The sequence below is a fragment of the Caenimonas sedimenti genome (assembly GCF_007833165.1).
GTDB classification, from domain to species: domain Bacteria; phylum Pseudomonadota; class Gammaproteobacteria; order Burkholderiales; family Burkholderiaceae_C; genus Ramlibacter; species Ramlibacter sedimenti.
In genome coordinates this window covers 220,084-237,181 of the sequence record NZ_VOBQ01000003.1, presented here as the reverse complement: position 1 = coordinate 237,181, position 17,098 = coordinate 220,084, and the positions used below count along the sequence as shown (strand labels likewise).

At 68.2% G+C, this 17,098-nt stretch carries 22 protein-coding genes; 6 read left to right on the top strand and 16 right to left on the bottom strand.

What is annotated here, in order from left to right; all coding sequences use genetic code 11:
- Positions 1-37 precede the first annotated feature (37 nt).
- Genes FN976_RS04390 through FN976_RS04380 form a run of 3 tightly spaced genes read left to right on the top strand, consistent with a single transcriptional unit; the run spans position 38 to position 897 of the window.
- On the top strand, positions 38-232 hold the full coding sequence (locus tag FN976_RS04390) for a hypothetical protein (RefSeq protein WP_145891362.1): 195 nt from the start codon (positions 38-40) through the stop codon (positions 230-232).
- Entirely contained in the window at positions 229-417 is a 189-nt protein-coding gene (locus FN976_RS04385) for a hypothetical protein (RefSeq protein ID WP_145891360.1), read from the top strand. The genes FN976_RS04390 and FN976_RS04385 overlap by 4 nt, the downstream gene beginning before the upstream one ends.
- 9 nt (positions 418-426) lie before the next feature.
- Positions 427-897, top strand: a complete 471-nt coding sequence (locus tag FN976_RS04380; protein WP_145891357.1) for an NUDIX hydrolase — start codon at positions 427-429, stop codon at positions 895-897.
- Here FN976_RS04380 and FN976_RS04375 read toward each other — a convergent pair.
- Positions 887-1,351, bottom strand: coding sequence for a hypothetical protein (locus FN976_RS04375; protein WP_145891355.1), 465 nt, complete (start codon positions 1,349-1,351; stop codon positions 887-889). The two genes, FN976_RS04380 and FN976_RS04375, sit on opposite strands and share 11 nt — an antisense overlap.
- A gap of 142 nt (positions 1,352-1,493) precedes the next feature.
- On the bottom strand, positions 1,494-1,673 hold the full coding sequence (locus FN976_RS04370; protein WP_145891354.1) for a DUF3606 domain-containing protein: 180 nt from the start codon (positions 1,671-1,673) through the stop codon (positions 1,494-1,496).
- Positions 1,674-1,806: 133 nt separating this feature from the next.
- Here FN976_RS04370 and FN976_RS04365 point away from each other — a divergent pair, with 133 nt between their 5' ends.
- Positions 1,807-2,592, top strand: coding sequence for an SDR family oxidoreductase (locus FN976_RS04365; protein WP_145891352.1), 786 nt, complete (start codon positions 1,807-1,809; stop codon positions 2,590-2,592).
- Between the two features lie 51 nt (positions 2,593-2,643).
- Here the strand turns inward: FN976_RS04365 and FN976_RS04360 are convergent, their stop codons facing one another.
- The 14 genes from FN976_RS04360 to FN976_RS04295 form a co-directional block, all read right to left on the bottom strand.
- Positions 2,644-3,459 (bottom strand): isocitrate lyase/PEP mutase family protein, encoded by an 816-nt coding sequence (locus FN976_RS04360; protein WP_145891350.1) that lies wholly within the window; start codon positions 3,457-3,459, stop codon positions 2,644-2,646.
- Between the two features lie 65 nt (positions 3,460-3,524).
- Positions 3,525-4,820 (bottom strand): lipase family protein, encoded by a 1,296-nt coding sequence (locus FN976_RS04355; RefSeq protein ID WP_145891348.1) that lies wholly within the window; start codon positions 4,818-4,820, stop codon positions 3,525-3,527.
- 11 nt (positions 4,821-4,831) lie between these two features.
- A complete protein-coding gene (locus tag FN976_RS04350; protein WP_145891346.1) occupies positions 4,832-5,977 on the bottom strand; it encodes a PAS domain-containing sensor histidine kinase in 1,146 nt (381 codons plus the stop codon).
- 275 nt (positions 5,978-6,252) lie between these two features.
- Positions 6,253-7,050 carry an alpha/beta fold hydrolase gene (locus tag FN976_RS04345; protein ID WP_145891344.1) on the bottom strand — a complete coding sequence of 266 codons (798 nt, stop codon included), beginning with the start codon at positions 7,048-7,050 and terminating at the stop codon, positions 6,253-6,255.
- A gap of 94 nt (positions 7,051-7,144) precedes the next feature.
- On the bottom strand, positions 7,145-8,215 hold the full coding sequence (gene selD / locus FN976_RS04340; protein WP_145891342.1) for a selenide, water dikinase SelD: 1,071 nt from the start codon (positions 8,213-8,215) through the stop codon (positions 7,145-7,147).
- 33 nt (positions 8,216-8,248) lie between these two features.
- The gene (locus tag FN976_RS04335) at positions 8,249-8,383 is read right to left on the bottom strand and encodes a DUF3096 domain-containing protein (RefSeq protein WP_145891340.1); all 135 of its coding nucleotides are present in this window, start codon (positions 8,381-8,383) and stop codon (positions 8,249-8,251) included.
- Positions 8,384-8,443: 60 nt separating this feature from the next.
- The gene (locus FN976_RS04330) at positions 8,444-8,662 is read right to left on the bottom strand and encodes a hypothetical protein (RefSeq protein ID WP_145891338.1); all 219 of its coding nucleotides are present in this window, start codon (positions 8,660-8,662) and stop codon (positions 8,444-8,446) included.
- A 184-nt stretch (positions 8,663-8,846) separates the two neighbouring features.
- Complete coding sequence (locus FN976_RS04325) at positions 8,847-10,526, bottom strand: hybrid sensor histidine kinase/response regulator (RefSeq protein ID WP_145891336.1); 1,680 nt, start codon at positions 10,524-10,526, stop codon at positions 8,847-8,849.
- Complete coding sequence (locus FN976_RS04320; protein WP_145891334.1) at positions 10,523-10,810, bottom strand: circadian clock KaiB family protein; 288 nt, start codon at positions 10,808-10,810, stop codon at positions 10,523-10,525. Before FN976_RS04320 ends, FN976_RS04325 begins: the two co-directional genes overlap by 4 nt.
- A 3-nt stretch (positions 10,811-10,813) precedes the next feature.
- A complete protein-coding gene (locus FN976_RS04315) occupies positions 10,814-11,134 on the bottom strand; it encodes a circadian clock KaiB family protein (protein WP_145891331.1) in 321 nt (106 codons plus the stop codon).
- Positions 11,131-12,882: a circadian clock protein KaiC gene (kaiC, locus tag FN976_RS04310; protein WP_145891329.1), complete on the bottom strand. Its 1,752-nt coding sequence runs from the start codon at positions 12,880-12,882 to the stop codon at positions 11,131-11,133. The genes FN976_RS04315 and kaiC overlap by 4 nt, the downstream gene beginning before the upstream one ends.
- Positions 12,883-13,039: 157 nt before the next feature.
- Positions 13,040-13,474, bottom strand: a complete 435-nt coding sequence (locus tag FN976_RS04305) for a YciI family protein (RefSeq protein ID WP_145891327.1) — start codon at positions 13,472-13,474, stop codon at positions 13,040-13,042.
- A 140-nt stretch (positions 13,475-13,614) separates the two neighbouring features.
- Positions 13,615-14,643: a phenylacetaldoxime dehydratase family protein gene (locus FN976_RS04300; RefSeq protein ID WP_145891325.1), complete on the bottom strand. Its 1,029-nt coding sequence runs from the start codon at positions 14,641-14,643 to the stop codon at positions 13,615-13,617.
- Positions 14,644-14,653: 10 nt separating this feature from the next.
- Positions 14,654-15,676 carry a carbon-nitrogen hydrolase family protein gene (locus tag FN976_RS04295; RefSeq protein ID WP_145891323.1) on the bottom strand — a complete coding sequence of 341 codons (1,023 nt, stop codon included), beginning with the start codon at positions 15,674-15,676 and terminating at the stop codon, positions 14,654-14,656.
- 153 nt (positions 15,677-15,829) lie between these two features.
- Between FN976_RS04295 and FN976_RS04290 the strand changes: the two genes are divergently transcribed.
- Both FN976_RS04290 and FN976_RS04285 read left to right on the top strand, forming a co-directional pair.
- Entirely contained in the window at positions 15,830-16,792 is a 963-nt protein-coding gene (locus FN976_RS04290) for an AraC-like ligand-binding domain-containing protein (protein ID WP_145891321.1), read from the top strand.
- A gap of 13 nt (positions 16,793-16,805) precedes the next feature.
- Positions 16,806-17,084: a KTSC domain-containing protein gene (locus FN976_RS04285; RefSeq protein WP_145891319.1), complete on the top strand. Its 279-nt coding sequence runs from the start codon at positions 16,806-16,808 to the stop codon at positions 17,082-17,084.
- Positions 17,085-17,098: the final 14 nt, after the last annotated feature.

Sequence of the window (17,098 nt, the reverse complement as noted above, 5' to 3'; positions counted from 1 at the left end):
CGCATGGGCCGGGACTGCATTCCGGCAGGGAAGAAACATGAGCAGCGCCAGCGATTCAAGACAGGATACCGGCGGGGGCCAGGAGCAGCCGTCCTCCGGCTCGGAGCAGGAACATGCCGGAAGCTCCGGCGAGGGCGCCGCGAGCGCGCTCGCGCAACTGAAGACCCAGACCAAGCAGCATCGCCGCCTGACGGGCGACAACGAAGACCCGTCCGGGGGGCCCGGCCAATGACAAAGGACGGCAAGAGCAAACTCCCGCCGGCTGAAGACGGCTCCACCGGAGGTGACCGGGCGGCGCGCAGCGGCGAAGGTTCCAATACGGCCCTGGAAGCGCTGATCCGCAAGCGCAAGCAGCAGGGGTTCGACCTCACCGACGAAGACTCCGCGGACAACCTGCCTCCCGCCCTGCCGACGTAGACTGCGTACGTGGCCATTCCCCGCAGCGCCGGTTTGCTGATGTATCGCCGCCAAGGCGATGCCGTCGAAGTGCTGCTGGCCCATCCGGGCGGGCCCTTCTGGGCCCGCAAGGACCTCGGCGCCTGGACGTTGCCCAAGGGTGAATACGACGAGACCGAAGCGCCGCTGGAGGCCGCCTGCCGTGAATTCGTGGAGGAAACCGGCTTCCCTTGCCAGCCTCCGTTCGAGCCTCTGGGTGAAGTCCGGCAAAAAAGCGGCAAGCGCATCAGCGCCTGGGCCTTCGAAGGCAATGCCGACCCGGCCGCCCTGCGCAGCGATCTCTTCGAAATGGAATGGCCGCCCCGGTCCGGGCGGCAACAGTCGTTCCCCGAGATCGACCGGGTCGCGTGGTTTGGGCTCGATGAGGCCCGCTACAAGCTCATCCCGGGCCAGGCGCCCTTCCTGGACGCGCTGACCCGATCGCTTTCGCTCAAGCCGTAGCCATCGCCCGCCGGCCCGCCGGCGCCCGGCGGCTGGCGATCACGCTGCCCGCGAGTTCCAGCAGTTCGGCTTCGTCTTCCGCTTCCTCGCGCGTCGCCGTCGCGGCGCCGCGTTCGGCCTGCTCCGCGTGCGCCCAGGCGGCACGGATGGCTTGCAGGGCTTCTTCGACGCTCAACCGTGAACCGCCCTTGATGCGGAACCAGTTCGCGCACAGGGACTTTTCAGCGTCGTCGAAACAGCCGCCGTACTGAGCGTAGCCGATGTAGCCGACGCAGTAGGCGGGCGCGTAGTCTTCGAAGTCGTATTCCCGGCGGTAGTAGGACTCACCCCAATACACGCTCTGCCAGTAGGCCTCATGCACGTGCGGATCGATGCGGGCGTCGACGCAGATCCGCGGCTCGTCCGCTTGGTCGTGCCAGTAATCGGTCTGCGTGTCCTGCGTTGCGGCGGTCATGTCGGGTACTCCGTGTGTTTTCACTGGATGCCATGTTCGCCATTCGGCGCGGACCGCGGCGTAGGACGCCATCGTCGCGCTGGTGTCGGAGGCCGCACCCGTCGCATGCAGGCGCGCCCCCGGCGCAGCGCGCGCCGGCCGCTTACTTGCCCCGCAAGTACTCGCGGACTTTCTCGGCGCGGTCCCCCACGGCCTGCACGGCTTCCTTCAGGCGCTCCGGGGTCGTGTTGAGGCTGTTGGCCCAGTCACGCAATTCGTACTCCTGGTTGACGTTGACGCGTTCGCGGTCCTGGCCGCCGGATTGGGTCTTGTCGTCGGACATGGGAAATCTCCTGATCGTTTGCAAAAATTCATCCTAGGAAGGCTCAACCACGGCGCCTGTAGGACGCTGCTGTCACTTGGGCGGCTGGCGCGCCTGCACCGCCACGCCATACTTGGGGCGACTGGAGGTCAACATGGAAATTCGGGACAAGGTGGCCATCGTCACCGGCGGCGCGAGCGGCATCGGCGCGGGGATGGCCCAGCATTGGGCGCGGCAGGGCGCACGCGGCGTCGTCGTGGCCGACCTGAACCTCGAGCGCGCGCAGGGCGTCGCGGCGGGCATTGGCGCGCAAGCGGTGGCGATGAAATGCGACGTCAGCCGGGAGGCCGACATCCAGCAGCTCGTCCACGCCACGCGCGAGCGTTTCGGCCAGGTCGACATCTACTTCTCGAATGCGGGGATCCTCGGCAAGCCGGGCGGCATCGACCTCGAGGATGCCTTGTGGGACAAGATGTGGCAGGTGCACGGGATGGCCCACATCTGGGCGGCACGCGCCGTGGTGCCCGAGATGGTGGCCCGCGGCGAAGGCTATTTCGTGATCACGGCTTCAGCGGCGGGGCTGCTGAACATCGTGGAATCGGCACCCTACGGCGTCACCAAGCACGCGGCGGTCGCCATCGCGGAATGGCTGCGCATCGCCTATGGGCGCCAGGGCGTTCGCGTGTCCTGCCTGTGTCCGCAGTCGGTGCAGACGGACATGACCGCCGGCGGGACCGGTTCGGCCGGGCTTGACGGCGTCCTCACGCCCGAGCAGGTGGCGGAAGTCGTGACCCAGACCATGCGCGAGGAGAAGTTCCTCGCCCTGCCCCACCCCGAGGTGGCCAAGTACTTCCTGAACAAGGGCCAGGACTACGACCGCTGGCTGGGCGGCATGCAGAAGCTGTATTCGGCGCACATGGGCGCCGGCGCCAAACCTTAGGTCCAGGCCGCGATCGACGGTCGCACCGCGCGGGCACGCGTGGCGCGCCGGTCAACCCTTGAAGATGTCGTTGAAGACCTTGTGGGGCGGCATGTCCTTGGCGAAAGCAAAGTCGCCCTGCTCCAGCATTTTCCTGGCGGCCGCCATCATCGACCCGTAGGCGACCCGCGCGAGGGAGCCGCCCACGCTCAGGCGGCGCACGCCGGCTTCCTGCAGCTGCGCCAGGGTGAGCGGCACGCTGCCCATGATGACGTTGAGCGGCCGGTCGATGGCGGCGAGCACCGTGCGGATGTCCTCGAGCGTCTTCAGGCCGGGCGCGAACAGCACGTCCGCGCCGGCCTCCTGGTAGGCCTGCAGCCGGCGGATCGTGTCCGGCAGGTCGTTGCGGCCCCACAGGTGGTTCTCGGCACGCGCCGTGAGCATGAACTTGAAGCCGGTTGATCGCGCCGCCGCGACCGCCGCGCGAATCCGGTCGGTGGCCGCGTCGATGTCGTAGATCGGGTTGGCCGCGTCGCCAGTCGAATCCTCGATGGAGCCGCCGACGACGCCGGCCAGCGCAGCCTGCCGGATCGTCTCTGCCGCGTCTTCCGGCTTGTGCCCGTAACCGTTCTCGAGATCGGCGCTGACCGGCAGGTTCGTCGCGGCGCACAGCTCGCGCAGGTGCAGCATCTTCTCCTCGCGCGTGACGCTCATGTCGGGCTTGCCGCGCGAGAACGCGAACCCGGCGCTGGTGGACGCCAGCGCCTCGAACCCCATGTGCTCCAGCAGGCGGGCCGAGCCGGTGTCCCACGGGTTGGGAATGAGGAAGCACTGGGTGCCCGCGTGCAGCTGTTCGAAGCGCTGCGCCTTTGCTTGCTGGGTTTTCATCCGCCGCATTCTTGCACCGGCGGCGCAATGAAGCTGGCAGCAGGGAAATTGGAATCTGACCCCAATTAGCGGAGCGTGTCGAAGAGCGCGCGGGCCTGGCCGTGGCAAAGCGGCGGTTCGAAATCCGTGTGGTACGCGGCGAAGTACGCTGCATGGGCGGGGCTGGCCGGGTCCGCGGGTGCCTGGCCGTTGGTGCCATGGGCGGCGCGGATGGCCGCATCGACATCGACCGAGCTCACCGTGGTGACGCCGCGGCTGTCGAAGTCGGCCTTGAGCACGTTCTGGTGCAAGGCTGGCGAGACCGTGGGGTCGGCGGCGCCGCCGCACAGCAATGTGCGCGCACGCGGTGACCAGCCCAGCAAGTCGTTCCTTCGTGCCGCCACACGCAGCGGATGCGCCGGGTCGGTCTGCATGGCCGCCAGGTAGGCCGGCTGGAACAGCAGGTCGCGCGCCTGCCTTGCCGACACGTCGGAGCCGGGCAGCAGCCCGCTGGTCCGCAGGGACTCGAAGGTGTGCGTCGGATGGGGCAGCAGCGACTCGATGTAGGCGGCATAGGGATCGCGGAAAGCCTGGCGCACGTCGGCATAGGCGTTGCCGTAGATCTTCTGCCAGCTGGTCACGAGGAACGGCAGGAAGTACTGGACCCCTGTGATGTCGGCGCCGCTCGCGAGCAGGCCGGAGAGGTTGTAAGGGCCGGCCAGGTGCGCGCCTGCCACCAGGTTGATCTCGCCGGCGTGCGATTGCTCGATCTGCCGTTGCGCCGCCATCGACGCGTGCGCCCCCTGCGAGTAGCCGGCCAGCATGACCTTGCCGGACAACGCGGCGCCTTGCAGGGCGGAGGCGTTGCGGGCGGCGCGGATCGCGTCGACGAGCGTCGTGGCCTCGCTGTCCGCATGCAGGTACGGGTGGAAAGCATGCGTGGACTTGGCGAAACCGAGATAGTCGATGGCTACGACGGCATAGCCGTGGCCGGCATAGGTCGCGGCCAGCATCGCCGTCTCCCGGTCGGCGGTGTCCGCCAGCGTGCGCGCCCGGTTCACTTCGGTGCTGCGCGCGTAGGCGACGAGCGGATGGCTCTGCGCCGCGCACGCCCCCGCCGGCAGCAGCAGCGCGGCCGATGCATTCGACGCGGCGCCATCCACGCCGGGCGTCCGGTAGTTCAGCGCCAGGACGCGGACGTCGCAGCGGGCGCCGTTGCCCAGCGCTGTGGCCGTGGATGTGCCCACCTGGACAGGGGGTTCCAGCAGCGCGCCGCGCGTTGCGGTGGGGTCGGCCGGGCCGCCACCGCTGCCGCCGCCACCGCCACAGGCCGCCAGGGCGAACGTCACGAGGACGGCGAGGCAAGAGGAAGGAAGATGCATCGGGGTGTGCCTCATGGCCCGGCGAGCGGGAGCGAGAGCGTGAATGTCGTGCCGCGTTCGGCTTCCGATTCGACCTGCACGGATCCGCCATGGGCCTTGGCGATCTCGCGCACGATGTACAGGCCCAGACCGACGCCGCGCGCCTGCGCCACCTTGGTGGTGCCCCGGATCATGGGTTCGAAGAGCGCATCGCGCAACGCGGGCGGGATGGGGTCGCCATGGTTGTGGATGGACAGCATGCAGCGCCCCTCCTGCCGGGCGACCGTCACGGTCACGGGGCTGTCCGGCGAGCCATAGTGCGCGGCGTTCGCGACCAGGTTGCCGAGGGCCTGCGCGATGCGGTCCGCATCGGCCTGGCAGGCGACGGCTGAACCCGCATGAACAATGCGGCGCTCCGGAAACGCCGCACTCAACTCACCGATGCAGTCCGCCACCACTTCGTTCAGGTCCACCCTGACGAGGCGCACCGAGATGCCTTTGCCCAGCCGCGCCTGGGTGAAGTCCAGGAGGTCCGCGATCAGCCGTTCGGCGCGCCCGACGGAACGTTCGACGCGGGCGAGCGCGGTCCGCTGGGTGTCCGACAACGTGCCCATCCCCATCAGCACCGCACTCATGTGGATGGCCGACAGCGGGTTGCGCAGGTCATGGCTCACGATGCCGACCATCTGCTCGGCAAACAGCGCGCGGTCCTCCGCCTGCGCGCGCGCCACGGCGAGATCGGTCTGGTCCTGCGCGTGCTGGGTGGCCAGGTCTTCGGCGCGCCGGCGTTGCAGCAGCAGTTCGCGCTCGTACTTGTGGCGATCCTCGGCGACGAAGACGGCGACGTGCATCAGGCGCTCACCCTGCCAGGCCCGCTCGGCCAGGTTCACCATCACGGGGATCGGCGCGGGCTGGCAACGCAGTTCCAGCTTCACCTCGGCCACGGAGCCCTGCATCCGCACCAGCGGTGCCAGGTGGGTCTGGTAGAAGATGCGCCCGCCCATGGTGAGCAGGTCCTGGAAACGCGCAACGCCGACCAGGTCTTCCTTGCGGCATTTCAACCAGCGGCACAGGGTGCTGTTGACATCCAGGATCTCGCCCCTGGCGCCTGCCAGCAGCAGGCCGCATGGCGCCGAATCGTAGAGTTCGTCCGGCCCGGGCAGCGGGCGAGAAGCCATGGTCAGGGCCTGCCAACGCTATTTCTGGCGATGCGTTGCTCGCCAAAAAGGTCATGCGCAAGGCGCGAGTCCGCCGACGCAGTGACCTGCGTCAAGGACTCGTAACGCGGCGCATGGCCTTTTTGGCCGCAACCCGCAGGGAACGTGCCTAAAACCGCGCCATGCGTCGTTCCACTCCTAGCCAAGGCGGCCAGCCTTGGCGTCGTCGTGCGCCTAGCCTGGCGCGGTTTTAGACACGTTCGCATCGTCAGAAATAGCGTTGGCAGGCCCTGATTTCAGCGGGCCGCGAGGAATTCTTCCATCGCGGCGACGCTGGCGCTCGGCGCGCTCAGGTGGGGACAGTGCCCGACATTCTCGATGATGCGCAGGGTGCTCCTGGGGAGGACCCGATGCATGTACTCGCCGACGGCCACCGGAGCGATGACGTCGTCGCTGCACTGGAGGATCAGGGTGGGGGCCTGCAGCTTGGGCAGGTCCGCCCGGTGGTCCGAAAGGAAGGTCACGCGGGCGAAATGCTTGGCGATCTCGGGGTCGGTGCGGCAGAAGCTGTTGGTGAGCTCGGCCGCCAGTTCCGGCTTGTCGGGCGCGCCCATGATCACGGGAGCCATGTTGCTCGACCAGCCGAGGTAGTTGCTCTCGAGGGTTTCCAGCAGCGCGAGGATGTCGCTGCGCTCGAAGCCGCCGAAATACTCGCCGTCGTTGACGTAGCAAGGCGACGGACCCACCATGATCTGCGCCGCGAAGCGCTCCGGGCACTTCACGTTGGCCAGGGCGCCGATCATCGCGCTGACGGAATGGCCCACGTGGATGGCGGGCTCGCCGGGCGCCACCTCGTCCAGGATCTCGCAGATGTCGTCGGCGTAGCCGTGCAAGGTGGCGTACTTGTCGAAGTCGAAGGCCGAGAGGTCCGAGTTCCCGTTGCCGACCAGGTCGACCAGGATCACCTTGTAGCGATCGGCAAACCGGGGCGCGAGCAACCGCCACATGTGCTGGTCGCAGCCGAAGCCGTGCACGAAGATCATCGGGGTGCCGGACCCTTCGACGTGGACGTTGTTGCGGCGCAGGACGGACATGGAAGATGCTCTCTCGAAGGGACGGTCGAGTATGACGCGCCCGCCCGGCGCCGTCCGTAGGAAAGAACCTACGGCCGCCGCGGTGCCGCGGTCTTTACCTTCGCACCGTCAGCGGCGGGCCGCCGCCCGCGCGGGCCGCGCCGACAACGCAGGCCTGCGAGAACCCGTGGCGCGAGAAAACCGCGAGCACGTCGGCCACCACATCCGGGCTGCAGGAAACCAGCAAACCGCCGCTGGTCTGCGGGTCGGTCAGCAAGGCCTTGTCAACGGCGCCGAACTCGTCAGGCAATGCCACTTCGGCGCCGTAGCCCGCCCAGTTGCGGCCGGACGCGCCGGTGACGTGGCCCGCTTCGGCCAGGGCCCGCACACCCTCGATCAACGGTACCGCGGGCCAATCGATCTCGAGCGCCAGCCCGGCGCCGCGCGCGAGTTCCAGCGCGTGTCCCGCCAGCCCGAAGCCGGTGACGTCCGTCATGGCATGCACCCCTTCGAGCGCCGCGAGTTCCGGGCCCGGCGTGTTCAGGCGCGTGGTGGTGGTGATCATGCGTTCGTAGCCGGCGGCGTCGAGTTGCTCCTTCTTCAAGGCGGCGGACAGCACGCCGACGCCCAGCGGCTTGCCGAGCACCAGCACGTCGGCCGCGCGGGCGTCCGCGTTGCGCTTGACGCGCTTGGGATGCACCAGCCCCAGCGCCACCAGCCCGTAGATCGCCTCCACCGAATCGATGGTGTGGCCGCCCGCAACCGGGATGCCCGCGGCCTGGCAGACCGATTCGCCGCCCGCCAGGATGCGCGCGATGGTCGCCGTGCCCAGCACGTTGATCGGCATGCCGACAAGTGCGAGCGCCATGATCGGCGTGCCGCCCATGGCATAGACGTCCGAGATGGCATTGGTGGCGGCGATGCGGCCGAAGTCGAACGGGTCGTCGACGATCGGCATGAAGAAGTCGGTGGTGGCGATCAGCGCCTGCTCGTCGTTGAGCTGGTACACCGCCGCGTCATCCGCGGTTTCGATGCCGACCAGCAATTGCGGCGGCACCGGCATGCGGGCCGTGCCCTTGAGGATCTCCGACAGCACCCCGGGGGCGATCTTGCAGCCGCAGCCTCCACCGTGCGAGAGCGAGGTGAGGCGGGGTTCGGGCTTGGCGGTCGGACGGGCGGCTTGCATGCCGGCATTTTGCATGCCCCCGCCTGGGACGCCCTACTTCATCAAGCCAACGACCCCGACGATGATCAGGTAGATGGCGATGATGTAATTGAGCAGCTTGGGCATCACGAGGATGAGGATGCCGGCCACGAGCGCGGCGACCGGGCCGAGCTGGTTGATGTATTGCATGCGTGAGCTCCGAAAGAGGAAGCCCAGTATGGACCCGCCCGCGCCCGCGTGCGGCGGCCGTTACACGTAGCGCTCGGGGTCGGTCGTTTCCGCGAGTCCTTGCGACTCCCGCAGGATCCGCACTTTCTCGCGCAGGCAATGCACCCGCAACAGCAGCAGTGCCTCCCTGTCCGGGGCTGGAGCGGCCGCCTCCACCAGCCGCCGCTCGGCATCCATCAGCTGGACTTGCAGCTCCAGCCACTGGGGGTGCTCGGGTTCATGATTCCAGCTGTGTTGCATTTGCGGGCACCGGTTCTCCGGGGCGATGGGCCGGAGCTGCGCGAATGTTGCTCGCCCGGTCTCAATGCGCAATGGCTGCCCCATGAACCCCGTGTAAATCCGCGTGCCCAGGCCGTAACAATTCCTCATCTTCCGGGATCGCGCGGCGTGAAGCTCAAGCTTGTCGCCGCCACCCCTCGTTGGACTAGCTTCGGTACGACCGGACTTCGTCCGTCAGCGCCAGCAGGTCCACCGGCTTGACGAAGTGCTTGTTGAAGCCGGCCTCGGCGGACTTCTTCCGGTCCTCTTCCTGGCCCCAGCCGCTCAGCGCAATCAGCATCATCTCGCGGCCCCAGGACTGCTGGCGGATCCGGCGCGCCACTTCGTGCCCGCTGAGGTGCGGCAGGCCGATGTCGAGCACGATCACGTGCGGGAGGAAGTCCTGCGCGGCGCCCAGGGCTTCGAGGCCGTCGTGCACGGTGCGGGTCTGGTAACCCACGAGGGTGAGCACCTGCGCCAGCGTCTCCGCGCCGTCGACGTTGTCGTCCACGACCAGGACGCGCAGGTCACCCGCACTCGCCACTTCCAGCGGCGCATGCGGCGCGGCGCCCAAGGCCGGCTGGGCCTTGCTGGACAGCGGCAGGCGGACCGTGAACACCGACCCCCGGCCGGTCCCGCCGCTCTGGACCGAGACCTGGCCCCGGTGCAGCTCCACCAGCCGCTTCACCAGCGCCAGGCCAATGCCGAGGCCGCCTTGCGAACGCTCCAGCGTGCGGTCGATCTGGGTGAACAGGTCAAAGACCTTCGGCAGGTACTCCTTCGGGATCCCGACGCCCGAATCGCGGACCGTGACCACCGCGTGCCCATCGGCCGCGACCGCGGAGAGCTCGATGGTGCCGCGCTCCGGCGTGTACTTGGCCGCGTTGTTCAACAGGTTCGAGACCACCTGGCACAGCCGTGTCTCGTCGGCATCGACCATGAGCGTCTGCGGCAGGGGCAAGGTCACCGTCAGGGCGTGCCGCCGCGCTTCCACCAGCGGCCGGCTGGTCTCGACGGCCGTCTGGATGATCTGGTTCAGGTCGGTCCGTTCGAGCCGCAGCTGCACCTTGCCCTGGCTGATGCGGCTCACGTCCAGCAGGTCGTCCACCAGGTGCACCATCTGGCCGAGCTGGCGCTCCATGATGTGGCGCGCCCTTTCGTGCACCTCGGCACTCGGCGTCAGCTGCATGAGCTGCAAGGCATTGCGGATGGGCGCCAGGGGGTTGCGCAGTTCATGCGCCAGCGTCGCCAGGAATTCGTCCTTCTGGCGGTCGGCCTCCTGCAAGGCGCGTTCGGCCTCGACCCGCTCGGTGATGTTGCGGATCACGTACAACTGGCCGGTCCGCGCGCCGGAAGCATCGCGCAACAGCGAGACCCGCGTTTCCACGTGGATGTTGCTGCCATCGACGGTGCGGTGCACCGAGATCGCCTGGAACGCACCTTGCCGGTCCAGGGCCTCCTTGGCCGCCTGGCGGGCCGCGTCGTCGGTCCAGGTCTCCTCGAAGACCTCGGCCTTCGGACGGCCCAGGGTCGCCGATGCCGTCTTGCCGTACAGCCGCTCGGCGGCCGGGTTCATGAAGACCAGGTGGTGGTCGTTGTCGAAAGCGAGCACCGAGTCTTCCATCTGCGACAACACGTCCTGCCGCAGCTTGTTGGTGGCGGCATTCGAGCTGTCGAGCGTGTAGATGTCGCTGCCGACGATGAGCGCATCGACGTCGCCGCTCTGGATCGCGCGCAACGTGTCATGCGCCTCCTGCAGCTGGATGCGCAGTTCGGCGTTCTCGTGCGCCATGGCCTCCGGATCCGGCCCCATGGCGTCCATGGTCCAGTCGCCCGCCGCCGTCATGCCGCGCTCCTGCCCCTGAGGCCGAGGCCGTCCAGCAGCCGGTCGGCGTTGGACATGTCGCCGATGAACTTGCGCACGGGAAGCGGCGAAACCCGCACCAGCGTCGGCGCTGCCAGCACCTGGTCCTGCATCGCCTTGTCGACGTTGTCGGCGATGCTGAGGATCTCGAGCTGGTAGCGGCCCGCCAGGTGCTGCTCGCAGAAGGCGCGCGTATTGACGACGGCCTTCGACGAGAGGGGCGCCGCGGAGCTGAGGTAGAGCCGCAGGATGCAATCGTCGTTCATGGCTCAGTCCCGCGGGATGACGTCGAGTCCGACCAGCACCCGCTCCTCGTTGGAAAGGTCGCCGATGATCTTGCGGATGGGTTCCGGGAATTTGCGCACCAGGGTCGGCACCGCCAGGATCTGGTCGCCCGCCGCCAGCTGCGGGTTGACGAGCAGGTCGATGACTTCGATGCTGTAGCGGCCCGCCAGGTGGGTCTCGCACACCACTTTGAGGTTGGCGAGCGCCGCAGCGGACTTGGGCGTGGTGCCGGCGACGTAGAGCCGGAGCTGCCACTCGGCGACGGGGGCGTTCTTGCCCGTGGGGCTGGACGTCTTGCTGCTCATTTTTTCTGCTTTCCTGCTGGCTGCCGGCTCGCCTTCGTCGGCGCGCGGGCGGCGGCGATCTTGCGCGCGCGGGCCGCCATGCCCTCGGCCTCGAGCTTCTCGCGCGCGATCTGGAAGTTGATTTCGCCTGCGCGCTCCTCCGCTTCCGCGGTCAGCGAGGCGATCTGCGAATCCAGCATGCGGCGCCGCGTCGCCAGCTCGCGGATCCGGCGCTCGTGGTCCTGCTCTCGCAATTCGCCGGCGGCGAGTTCCTGGGCTTCCTGGGCCATGCGGGCCGTGCCGGTGAGCACGCGGTCCCCGGACAGGTACACGTCGACCAGGTCCACCCCGTGGTCGCTGAAGACGAACTCACGCACCTGGTTGCTGTGGTGCATCCCGCGCGACTTGAGCACCTGCAGCGTGCGGGTGCGCTCCCCGTTGAAGGCGAGGTTGTTCAGCAGCAGCCAGCTGTCCATCAGCGATGACACGCCGACCTCGGAGCTGGCGACGGGCTGGCTCGTGTCCGCGGTCAGGCTGGTGAACATCGCCGTGATGGCCCGCGCCTTGAGGAAATCGATCAGGCGCATCAGCGTGAGCTTGAGCCCGCTGTCCTGCTGGGTGGCGCTCAGGTTGCTGATCGGGTCGACCACGACAATGTCCGGCTTGAACTCCCGCACCAGGTCGTAGATTTCGACGAGGTGCTGCTCCAGGCCATGCAGGGTGGGCCGGGTGGCGTGGATCTTCAGCAGCCCCTTCTTCACCCACTGGCCGAGGTCGAGGCCGATCGAACCCATGTTGCGCAGCAATTGGCTTTGCGACTCCTCGTAGGCGAAGATCAGCGCCCGCTCGCCGCGCTCGCACGCCGCCGCCGCGAAGCTGGAGGACACGCTGCTCTTGCCTGTGCCCGGGGCGCCCGACACCAGGACGCTGCTGCCCTTGTAGAGGCCCTGGCCGCCGAACATGTCGTCGAGCCCGGCGATGCCGGTGGAAACCCGCTCGCGCGGTGCCTCATGCTCCAGCCGCATCGAGGTGACGGGAAGGACCGACAGCCCGTGGGAGCCGATCAGGAAGGGATACTCATTGGTGCCGTGGGCCGATCCGCGGTACTTGACGACACGCAGCCACCGGGTCGAAACCTGATCCGCGATCCGATGGTCGAGCAGGATCACGCAGTCGGCCACATACTCCTCGAGCCCATAGCGTGTGAGCGTGCCCTCGCCGCGCTCGCCGGTGATCACCGCGGTCATGCCGCGTTCTTTCAGCCAGCGGAAGAGGCGCCGCAGTTCGGAGCGCAGGATCGCATGGTTCGGGATGCCCGCGAACAGCGCTTCGACGGTATCGAGCACCACGCGCTTGGCGTTGACCTGGTCGATGGCATGGCCCAGGCGGATGAACAGGCCGTCGAGGTCGTACGCCCCGGTCTCCTCGATCTCGCTGCGCTCGACGTGAACGAAGTCGATGGCGACCTTCTTCTCGCGCACGAGCTTGTCGATGTCGAATCCCAGCGAACGCAGGTTGTCCGCGAGCTCCTGGGCGTTCTCCTCGAACATCATGAACACGCCGTTCTCGCCGAAATCCGTGGCCCCGCGCACGATGAATTCGGCACCCAGCATGGTCTTGCCGCAGCCGGCGGCCCCGCAGACGAGTGTGGGGCGCCCGCGCGGGAGTCCGCCCTGGGTGATCTCGTCCAGGCCGGCGATGCCGGTCGGCGCCTTTTCGATGCTTCCCCGAGGGCCGCCCGCCCGGTGTTTTTCGGATGTTTTTGCCACGGTAGCCGGCCTGGGCCGGGATGGGTTGGAACAGCGACGAATGCTATCGGATCGAGCTGTTTCCGGGGCGACCTCAGCCGTCGGACGGCAAGCACATCGGGTGTGCGTACGCCGCACACACCGTGGCGGCGCCGTCCTACGGATGAGCCGTGCGCGCCTACCCCGGCCTGGCCTGCTTTTCGACTTGCGTGCGCAGGCGTTCCTCCTGCTCCCGCAGCTCCGGCGTGAACTCCGCGCCGAAGTCCTCCGCCTCGAACACCTGGCGGATCTCGATTTCGGATTCACCCGGCATCGGGTTGGGGCACCGCTTGACCCAGTCGATGGCTTCCTGCAGCGAGGCGCACTTCCACATCCAGAAACCGGCCACCAGCTCCTTGGTTTCGGCGAAGGGGCCGTCGATGACCTTGCGGTCCTTGCCCGAGAAGCGGACCCGGGCGCCTTTCGAACTGGGGTGCAGGCCTTCGCCCGCCTGCATGATGCCGGCCTTCACCAGCTCTTCATTGAACTGCCCCATCTTGGCCAGCATCTGCTCGCTGGGCATCACGCCGGCCTCGCTGTCGGCCGTGGCCTTCACCAGAATCATGAATCGCATCTCGGGTTCTCCTTTGCGTTGGCATCCGGAGCAGAAGCGCTCCTGCATGCACGACGAACGAGCCCGCGTGATTTCGACAACCCGCGGGCCGGGAACCCCAAAGTTTGCAACAGGACGCGACGCCAGCGCAGGGCGGAGGCTCAGGCGCGCAGCATTCCTGTCCTGTCGTGGCAGTTGAAGTACTCGAAGTGCTGCTCGTCCGTGGTGGCCACGGACACCTCGTGGTAGAGCTTCAGTTTCGCGGCCGGCCCCAGCGCCGACAGGTACTTCATCGCAGCCCCGAAGATGGCCACGTGCGTCGGGTGCGACTCGGCCCAGCGCTCCAGCGCGGCCAGGCTTTTCCACCAGCTCATGCCGAAACTCTTTTCCAGCTCAGCCCCCTGCGCGTCCAGCACGCGCATGTAGCGGTTGGCGAAGCAGCCGATGGCCAAGCCGTCGTCCCGCAGGAAATCCATTCCCTGGCGCAACACCGGCTCCACGTCCTCCAGGTACATGCGACGCTCTTCCGGCGGCGTGTCGCCCCAGTCCTGGCCGGAGCGGATCAGGCACACGTTGTCGTGCGGGACCACCCGGCGATAGAGGCCCTCGGTCACCACGCGGGGCGCGCCGGCGGGCGCGAGCGCTTCGGTTTGCGACGCCGGCATGCGATCACGCGCGCCACCCCAGTACGCGTGCTCCTGCACCACGTCGCTCATGCCCGCGGAGACCACGGCCACGCCCTCGGCGCGCTCGCTGGACGAGAACAGGGTCTCGAAACGCTCCATCCTGGGCCTCAGCACCTCGGTGAAGGTGCCGCAGCCATCGAGCTTGTTCGCACCGGAAGCCCAGTGGGTGCCGTGCGCCGCGAACCACGCGTCGAACACGGCCGGCCGGTCCCAGTAGGCGATGGAGATGATGTTGGTGTACCCGGCCTCGTCCACATGGGACGCGCGGTCCCAATGCCCGGGAGCATTGGCCGCGCTGAAGGCTTGCTCCAGGCCGGCCAGTGCCTCACGGGGCTGGGCCGTCATCGACCCCCGGAACTGCAAGCCGAAATAGGCCATGGCCACCTGGGCCACGGCAGGCTGGAAGCGCGCCACGAACGAGGGGTACGGAGGCTGGTAGTCGTCGGGCACGCGCTTCTGGCGCGTGCGCGGGCACTGCAGGTGGACAGGGATGGCGGATTCCATGGTGCGAGCCTCAGTGCGTCAGCGGCGATGCCGGCTCGGCCGCGAGTTCGCCGCCCACCACCATGCCGGGCAGTGCCTGCGCCACCACCCGGTCTCCCGGCGTCTTGTTCAGCAGCAGGCGCGTCACGTCCGGCCGCGCGTAGTGCCCCGACGGATCCGCAGCGGCCTTGGCCAGGGAGATCATCCCCAGGTCGATGTCGGCGATGACGAGGCCCTCCTCGTTCTCGGGCAGCGGTGTGCCCATGGGTGACCCATCCGGCGCGTAGATCCGCGCGAAGCCGCCGCCTTCCAGCAGCAGCTGGCGCTTCACGTCGTCGGTGCACAGCAGCTCCACCATCTCCTTCGACACCGTGGCACACGGCGCGAGCACGAAGCACTGGCCTTCGGCCGCGTACATCTGGCTGGCCGCGTTGTTCAACTCCGGCCCCAGGGCGAACGCGGCGCCGCGGTACAGGGAGAAGCTGGGCCAGGCCGCCACGTGGATCTGTTCGTTCTGCGCGTACATGGCGTACTTGGTGAGCGGCTGCAGGTGCTCCCAGCAGCAGAGCGACCCGATGTTGCCGATGGCGGTCTCCATCACGGCCAGGTGGCTGCCATCGCCTTCGCCGAAGACCGTCCGCTCCACGTGCGTGGGCTTCAGCTTGCGGCGCGTCTGCACCACGTTGCCCTGATCGTCGAACAGGGCCTGCGCCATGTAGAGGCTGCCGCCGGCCTTCTCGCTGAAGCCCATGGACAGCCACATCCGGTGCTTCTTCGCCGCCTGCGCGAGCCGCCGGAACTCCGGCGAATCGAGGGTGAGCGAGTTGTCGTGGTAGCGCTGCACGAAAGGCATGCCGCCGGCCGGCGAATCCAGCCAGATCCACCACGGATAGCCGGGGATCCAGGTTTCGGGAAAGGCGATCAGCTGCACGCCCTTGTCGGCGGCGCGGGCCATCAGGCTCACGGCCTTGTCGATCGTGGCGTCGACGTCCAGGAACACGGGCGCCGCCTGGACGGCCGCGACGCGGGGCTTGGGGTGAGAACGGCTGGGCATGGCGGGCTCCTGGTGGTTGCAAAGGTGGAGCGATGGTCCGCCGGCACGGCCACGGCGTCTTGCCCAGGATTCGCCGCCTTGTTGACCTGGCTTCTCCGGGGCCTGTCGCCGACGGCGCTTTCGGTCCAGAATGGGCGCGCAGCAGGAGCTCCCATGGGCCAAGTCCTCACCACCGACACGGTGGCCGCCGGCCAGCGGCTCGCCTACTGGGTCGACATGATCTGCAGCACCTATGTGCAGCTGGAATGCGACGCGCGCGCTGCGGGTCCCTTCGACGGCGCCATCGAGAGCCACCGGATGCCGGGGCTCGACCTGTCCGTGGTGACCGCGAGCGCGCAGGACGTGCTGCGCACGCGCCGCCACCTGGCGCAGGCCGACGACGACTGTTTCCTGGTCAGCATCCAGGCGCGCGGCCACGGCCGCATCGAGCAGGACGGCCGCACCGCGCTGCTGGCGCCCGGCGACTTCGCCTTGTACGACAGCACGCGCGAGTACGGCCTGCATTTCGACGACGGCTTCCAGCAGATCGTATTGAAGCTGCCCGGCGAGCGGCTGCGCAACCTGGTGCGGGACACCGACAAGCTCACCGCCACGGCCGTCAGCGGCAAGGCCGGAGCGGGCCACCTGATGATCAACATGATCGACACGCTCTGGCGGGACATGGATACGTTGCAGCCCGCCAGCGCCGCGGCCGTGGCCGACGGCGTGATGAACATCCTGCTGGCCGGCCTGCAGACCCTGCCGGCGAGTCACTGCCCGGGCCTGTCGTCACTGGCCACCTATCACCTGGGCCGGATCAAGCAGGTGATCGCGACGCGGCTGGCGGACCCCGCATTCGGCGTGAACGACCTGGCCAGGGAGCTGGGCATGTCGGTGGCCCACATCCACCGGCTGTTCAAGAACGAGGCGACGACGCCGGCGCAGTACATCTGGGGCCGGCGGCTCGAGGCGTGCTCCCGCGACCTGCTGGATGCGCGGATGGCGCACCGCGCGATCAGTGACATCGCGTTCAGCTGGGGCTTCAACGACGCGGCGCACTTCAGCCGGGCCTTCAAGGAGCGTTTCGGCCAGGGGCCTCGCGCCTGGCGCATGCAGCGCAAGCTGCTGCCGAACTGACCGGGGCCGCACCATGCCCACGAAAACCTTCACCAACGGCCGCATCCGCAAGGCCGACTACGACTCGCGGTCGCGCCAGCTCGACCTGCACTTCGACAACAAGTCCGTGCTGGCCTACAAGCATGTGCCGGAAGAGGTGTTCCGGCGCCTCTGCAGCGCGCCCTACCCGGCCACGTACTGGGAGGACAGGATCGCGGAGGAGTATCCCAAGGGCACGCCGATGACGTCGCAGTTGGACCCCGACGGCGCGAAGAAGCTGGGCGACCTGCTCGGGGGCGGCGACCCGTCCTGAGCGGTCGCATGCGG

Excerpts from the sequence above, each read along its gene's own strand:
- FN976_RS04365 (WP_145891352.1), top strand. The coding sequence starts at position 1,807 with ATGGAAATTCGGGACAAGGTGGCCATCGTCACCGGCGGCGCGAGCGGC.
- FN976_RS04295 (WP_145891323.1), bottom strand. The coding sequence starts at position 15,676 with ATGCCCAGCCGTTCTCACCCCAAGCCCCGCGTCGCGGCCGTCCAGGCG.
- FN976_RS04300 (WP_145891325.1), bottom strand. The coding sequence starts at position 14,643 with ATGGAATCCGCCATCCCTGTCCACCTGCAGTGCCCGCGCACGCGCCAG.
- FN976_RS04335 (WP_145891340.1), bottom strand. The coding sequence starts at position 8,383 with ATGCAATACATCAACCAGCTCGGCCCGGTCGCCGCGCTCGTGGCCGGC.
- FN976_RS04315 (WP_145891331.1), bottom strand. The coding sequence starts at position 11,134 with ATGAGCAGCAAGACGTCCAGCCCCACGGGCAAGAACGCCCCCGTCGCC.
- FN976_RS04325 (WP_145891336.1), bottom strand. The coding sequence starts at position 10,526 with ATGACGGCGGCGGGCGACTGGACCATGGACGCCATGGGGCCGGATCCG.
- FN976_RS04330 (WP_145891338.1), bottom strand. The coding sequence starts at position 8,662 with ATGCAACACAGCTGGAATCATGAACCCGAGCACCCCCAGTGGCTGGAG.
- FN976_RS04285 (WP_145891319.1), top strand. The coding sequence starts at position 16,806 with ATGCCCACGAAAACCTTCACCAACGGCCGCATCCGCAAGGCCGACTAC.
- FN976_RS04345 (WP_145891344.1), bottom strand. The coding sequence starts at position 7,050 with ATGTCCGTCCTGCGCCGCAACAACGTCCACGTCGAAGGGTCCGGCACC.
- FN976_RS04350 (WP_145891346.1), bottom strand. The coding sequence starts at position 5,977 with ATGGCTTCTCGCCCGCTGCCCGGGCCGGACGAACTCTACGATTCGGCG.
- FN976_RS04390 (WP_145891362.1), top strand. The coding sequence starts at position 38 with ATGAGCAGCGCCAGCGATTCAAGACAGGATACCGGCGGGGGCCAGGAG.
- FN976_RS04305 (WP_145891327.1), bottom strand. The coding sequence starts at position 13,474 with ATGCGATTCATGATTCTGGTGAAGGCCACGGCCGACAGCGAGGCCGGC.
- FN976_RS04385 (WP_145891360.1), top strand. The coding sequence starts at position 229 with ATGACAAAGGACGGCAAGAGCAAACTCCCGCCGGCTGAAGACGGCTCC.
- FN976_RS04375 (WP_145891355.1), bottom strand. The coding sequence starts at position 1,351 with ATGACCGCCGCAACGCAGGACACGCAGACCGATTACTGGCACGACCAA.
- FN976_RS04290 (WP_145891321.1), top strand. The coding sequence starts at position 15,830 with ATGGGCCAAGTCCTCACCACCGACACGGTGGCCGCCGGCCAGCGGCTC.
- FN976_RS04370 (WP_145891354.1), bottom strand. The coding sequence starts at position 1,673 with ATGTCCGACGACAAGACCCAATCCGGCGGCCAGGACCGCGAACGCGTC.
- FN976_RS04360 (WP_145891350.1), bottom strand. The coding sequence starts at position 3,459 with ATGAAAACCCAGCAAGCAAAGGCGCAGCGCTTCGAACAGCTGCACGCG.
- selD (WP_145891342.1), bottom strand. The coding sequence starts at position 8,215 with ATGCAAGCCGCCCGTCCGACCGCCAAGCCCGAACCCCGCCTCACCTCG.
- FN976_RS04355 (WP_145891348.1), bottom strand. The coding sequence starts at position 4,820 with ATGCATCTTCCTTCCTCTTGCCTCGCCGTCCTCGTGACGTTCGCCCTG.
- FN976_RS04320 (WP_145891334.1), bottom strand. The coding sequence starts at position 10,810 with ATGAACGACGATTGCATCCTGCGGCTCTACCTCAGCTCCGCGGCGCCC.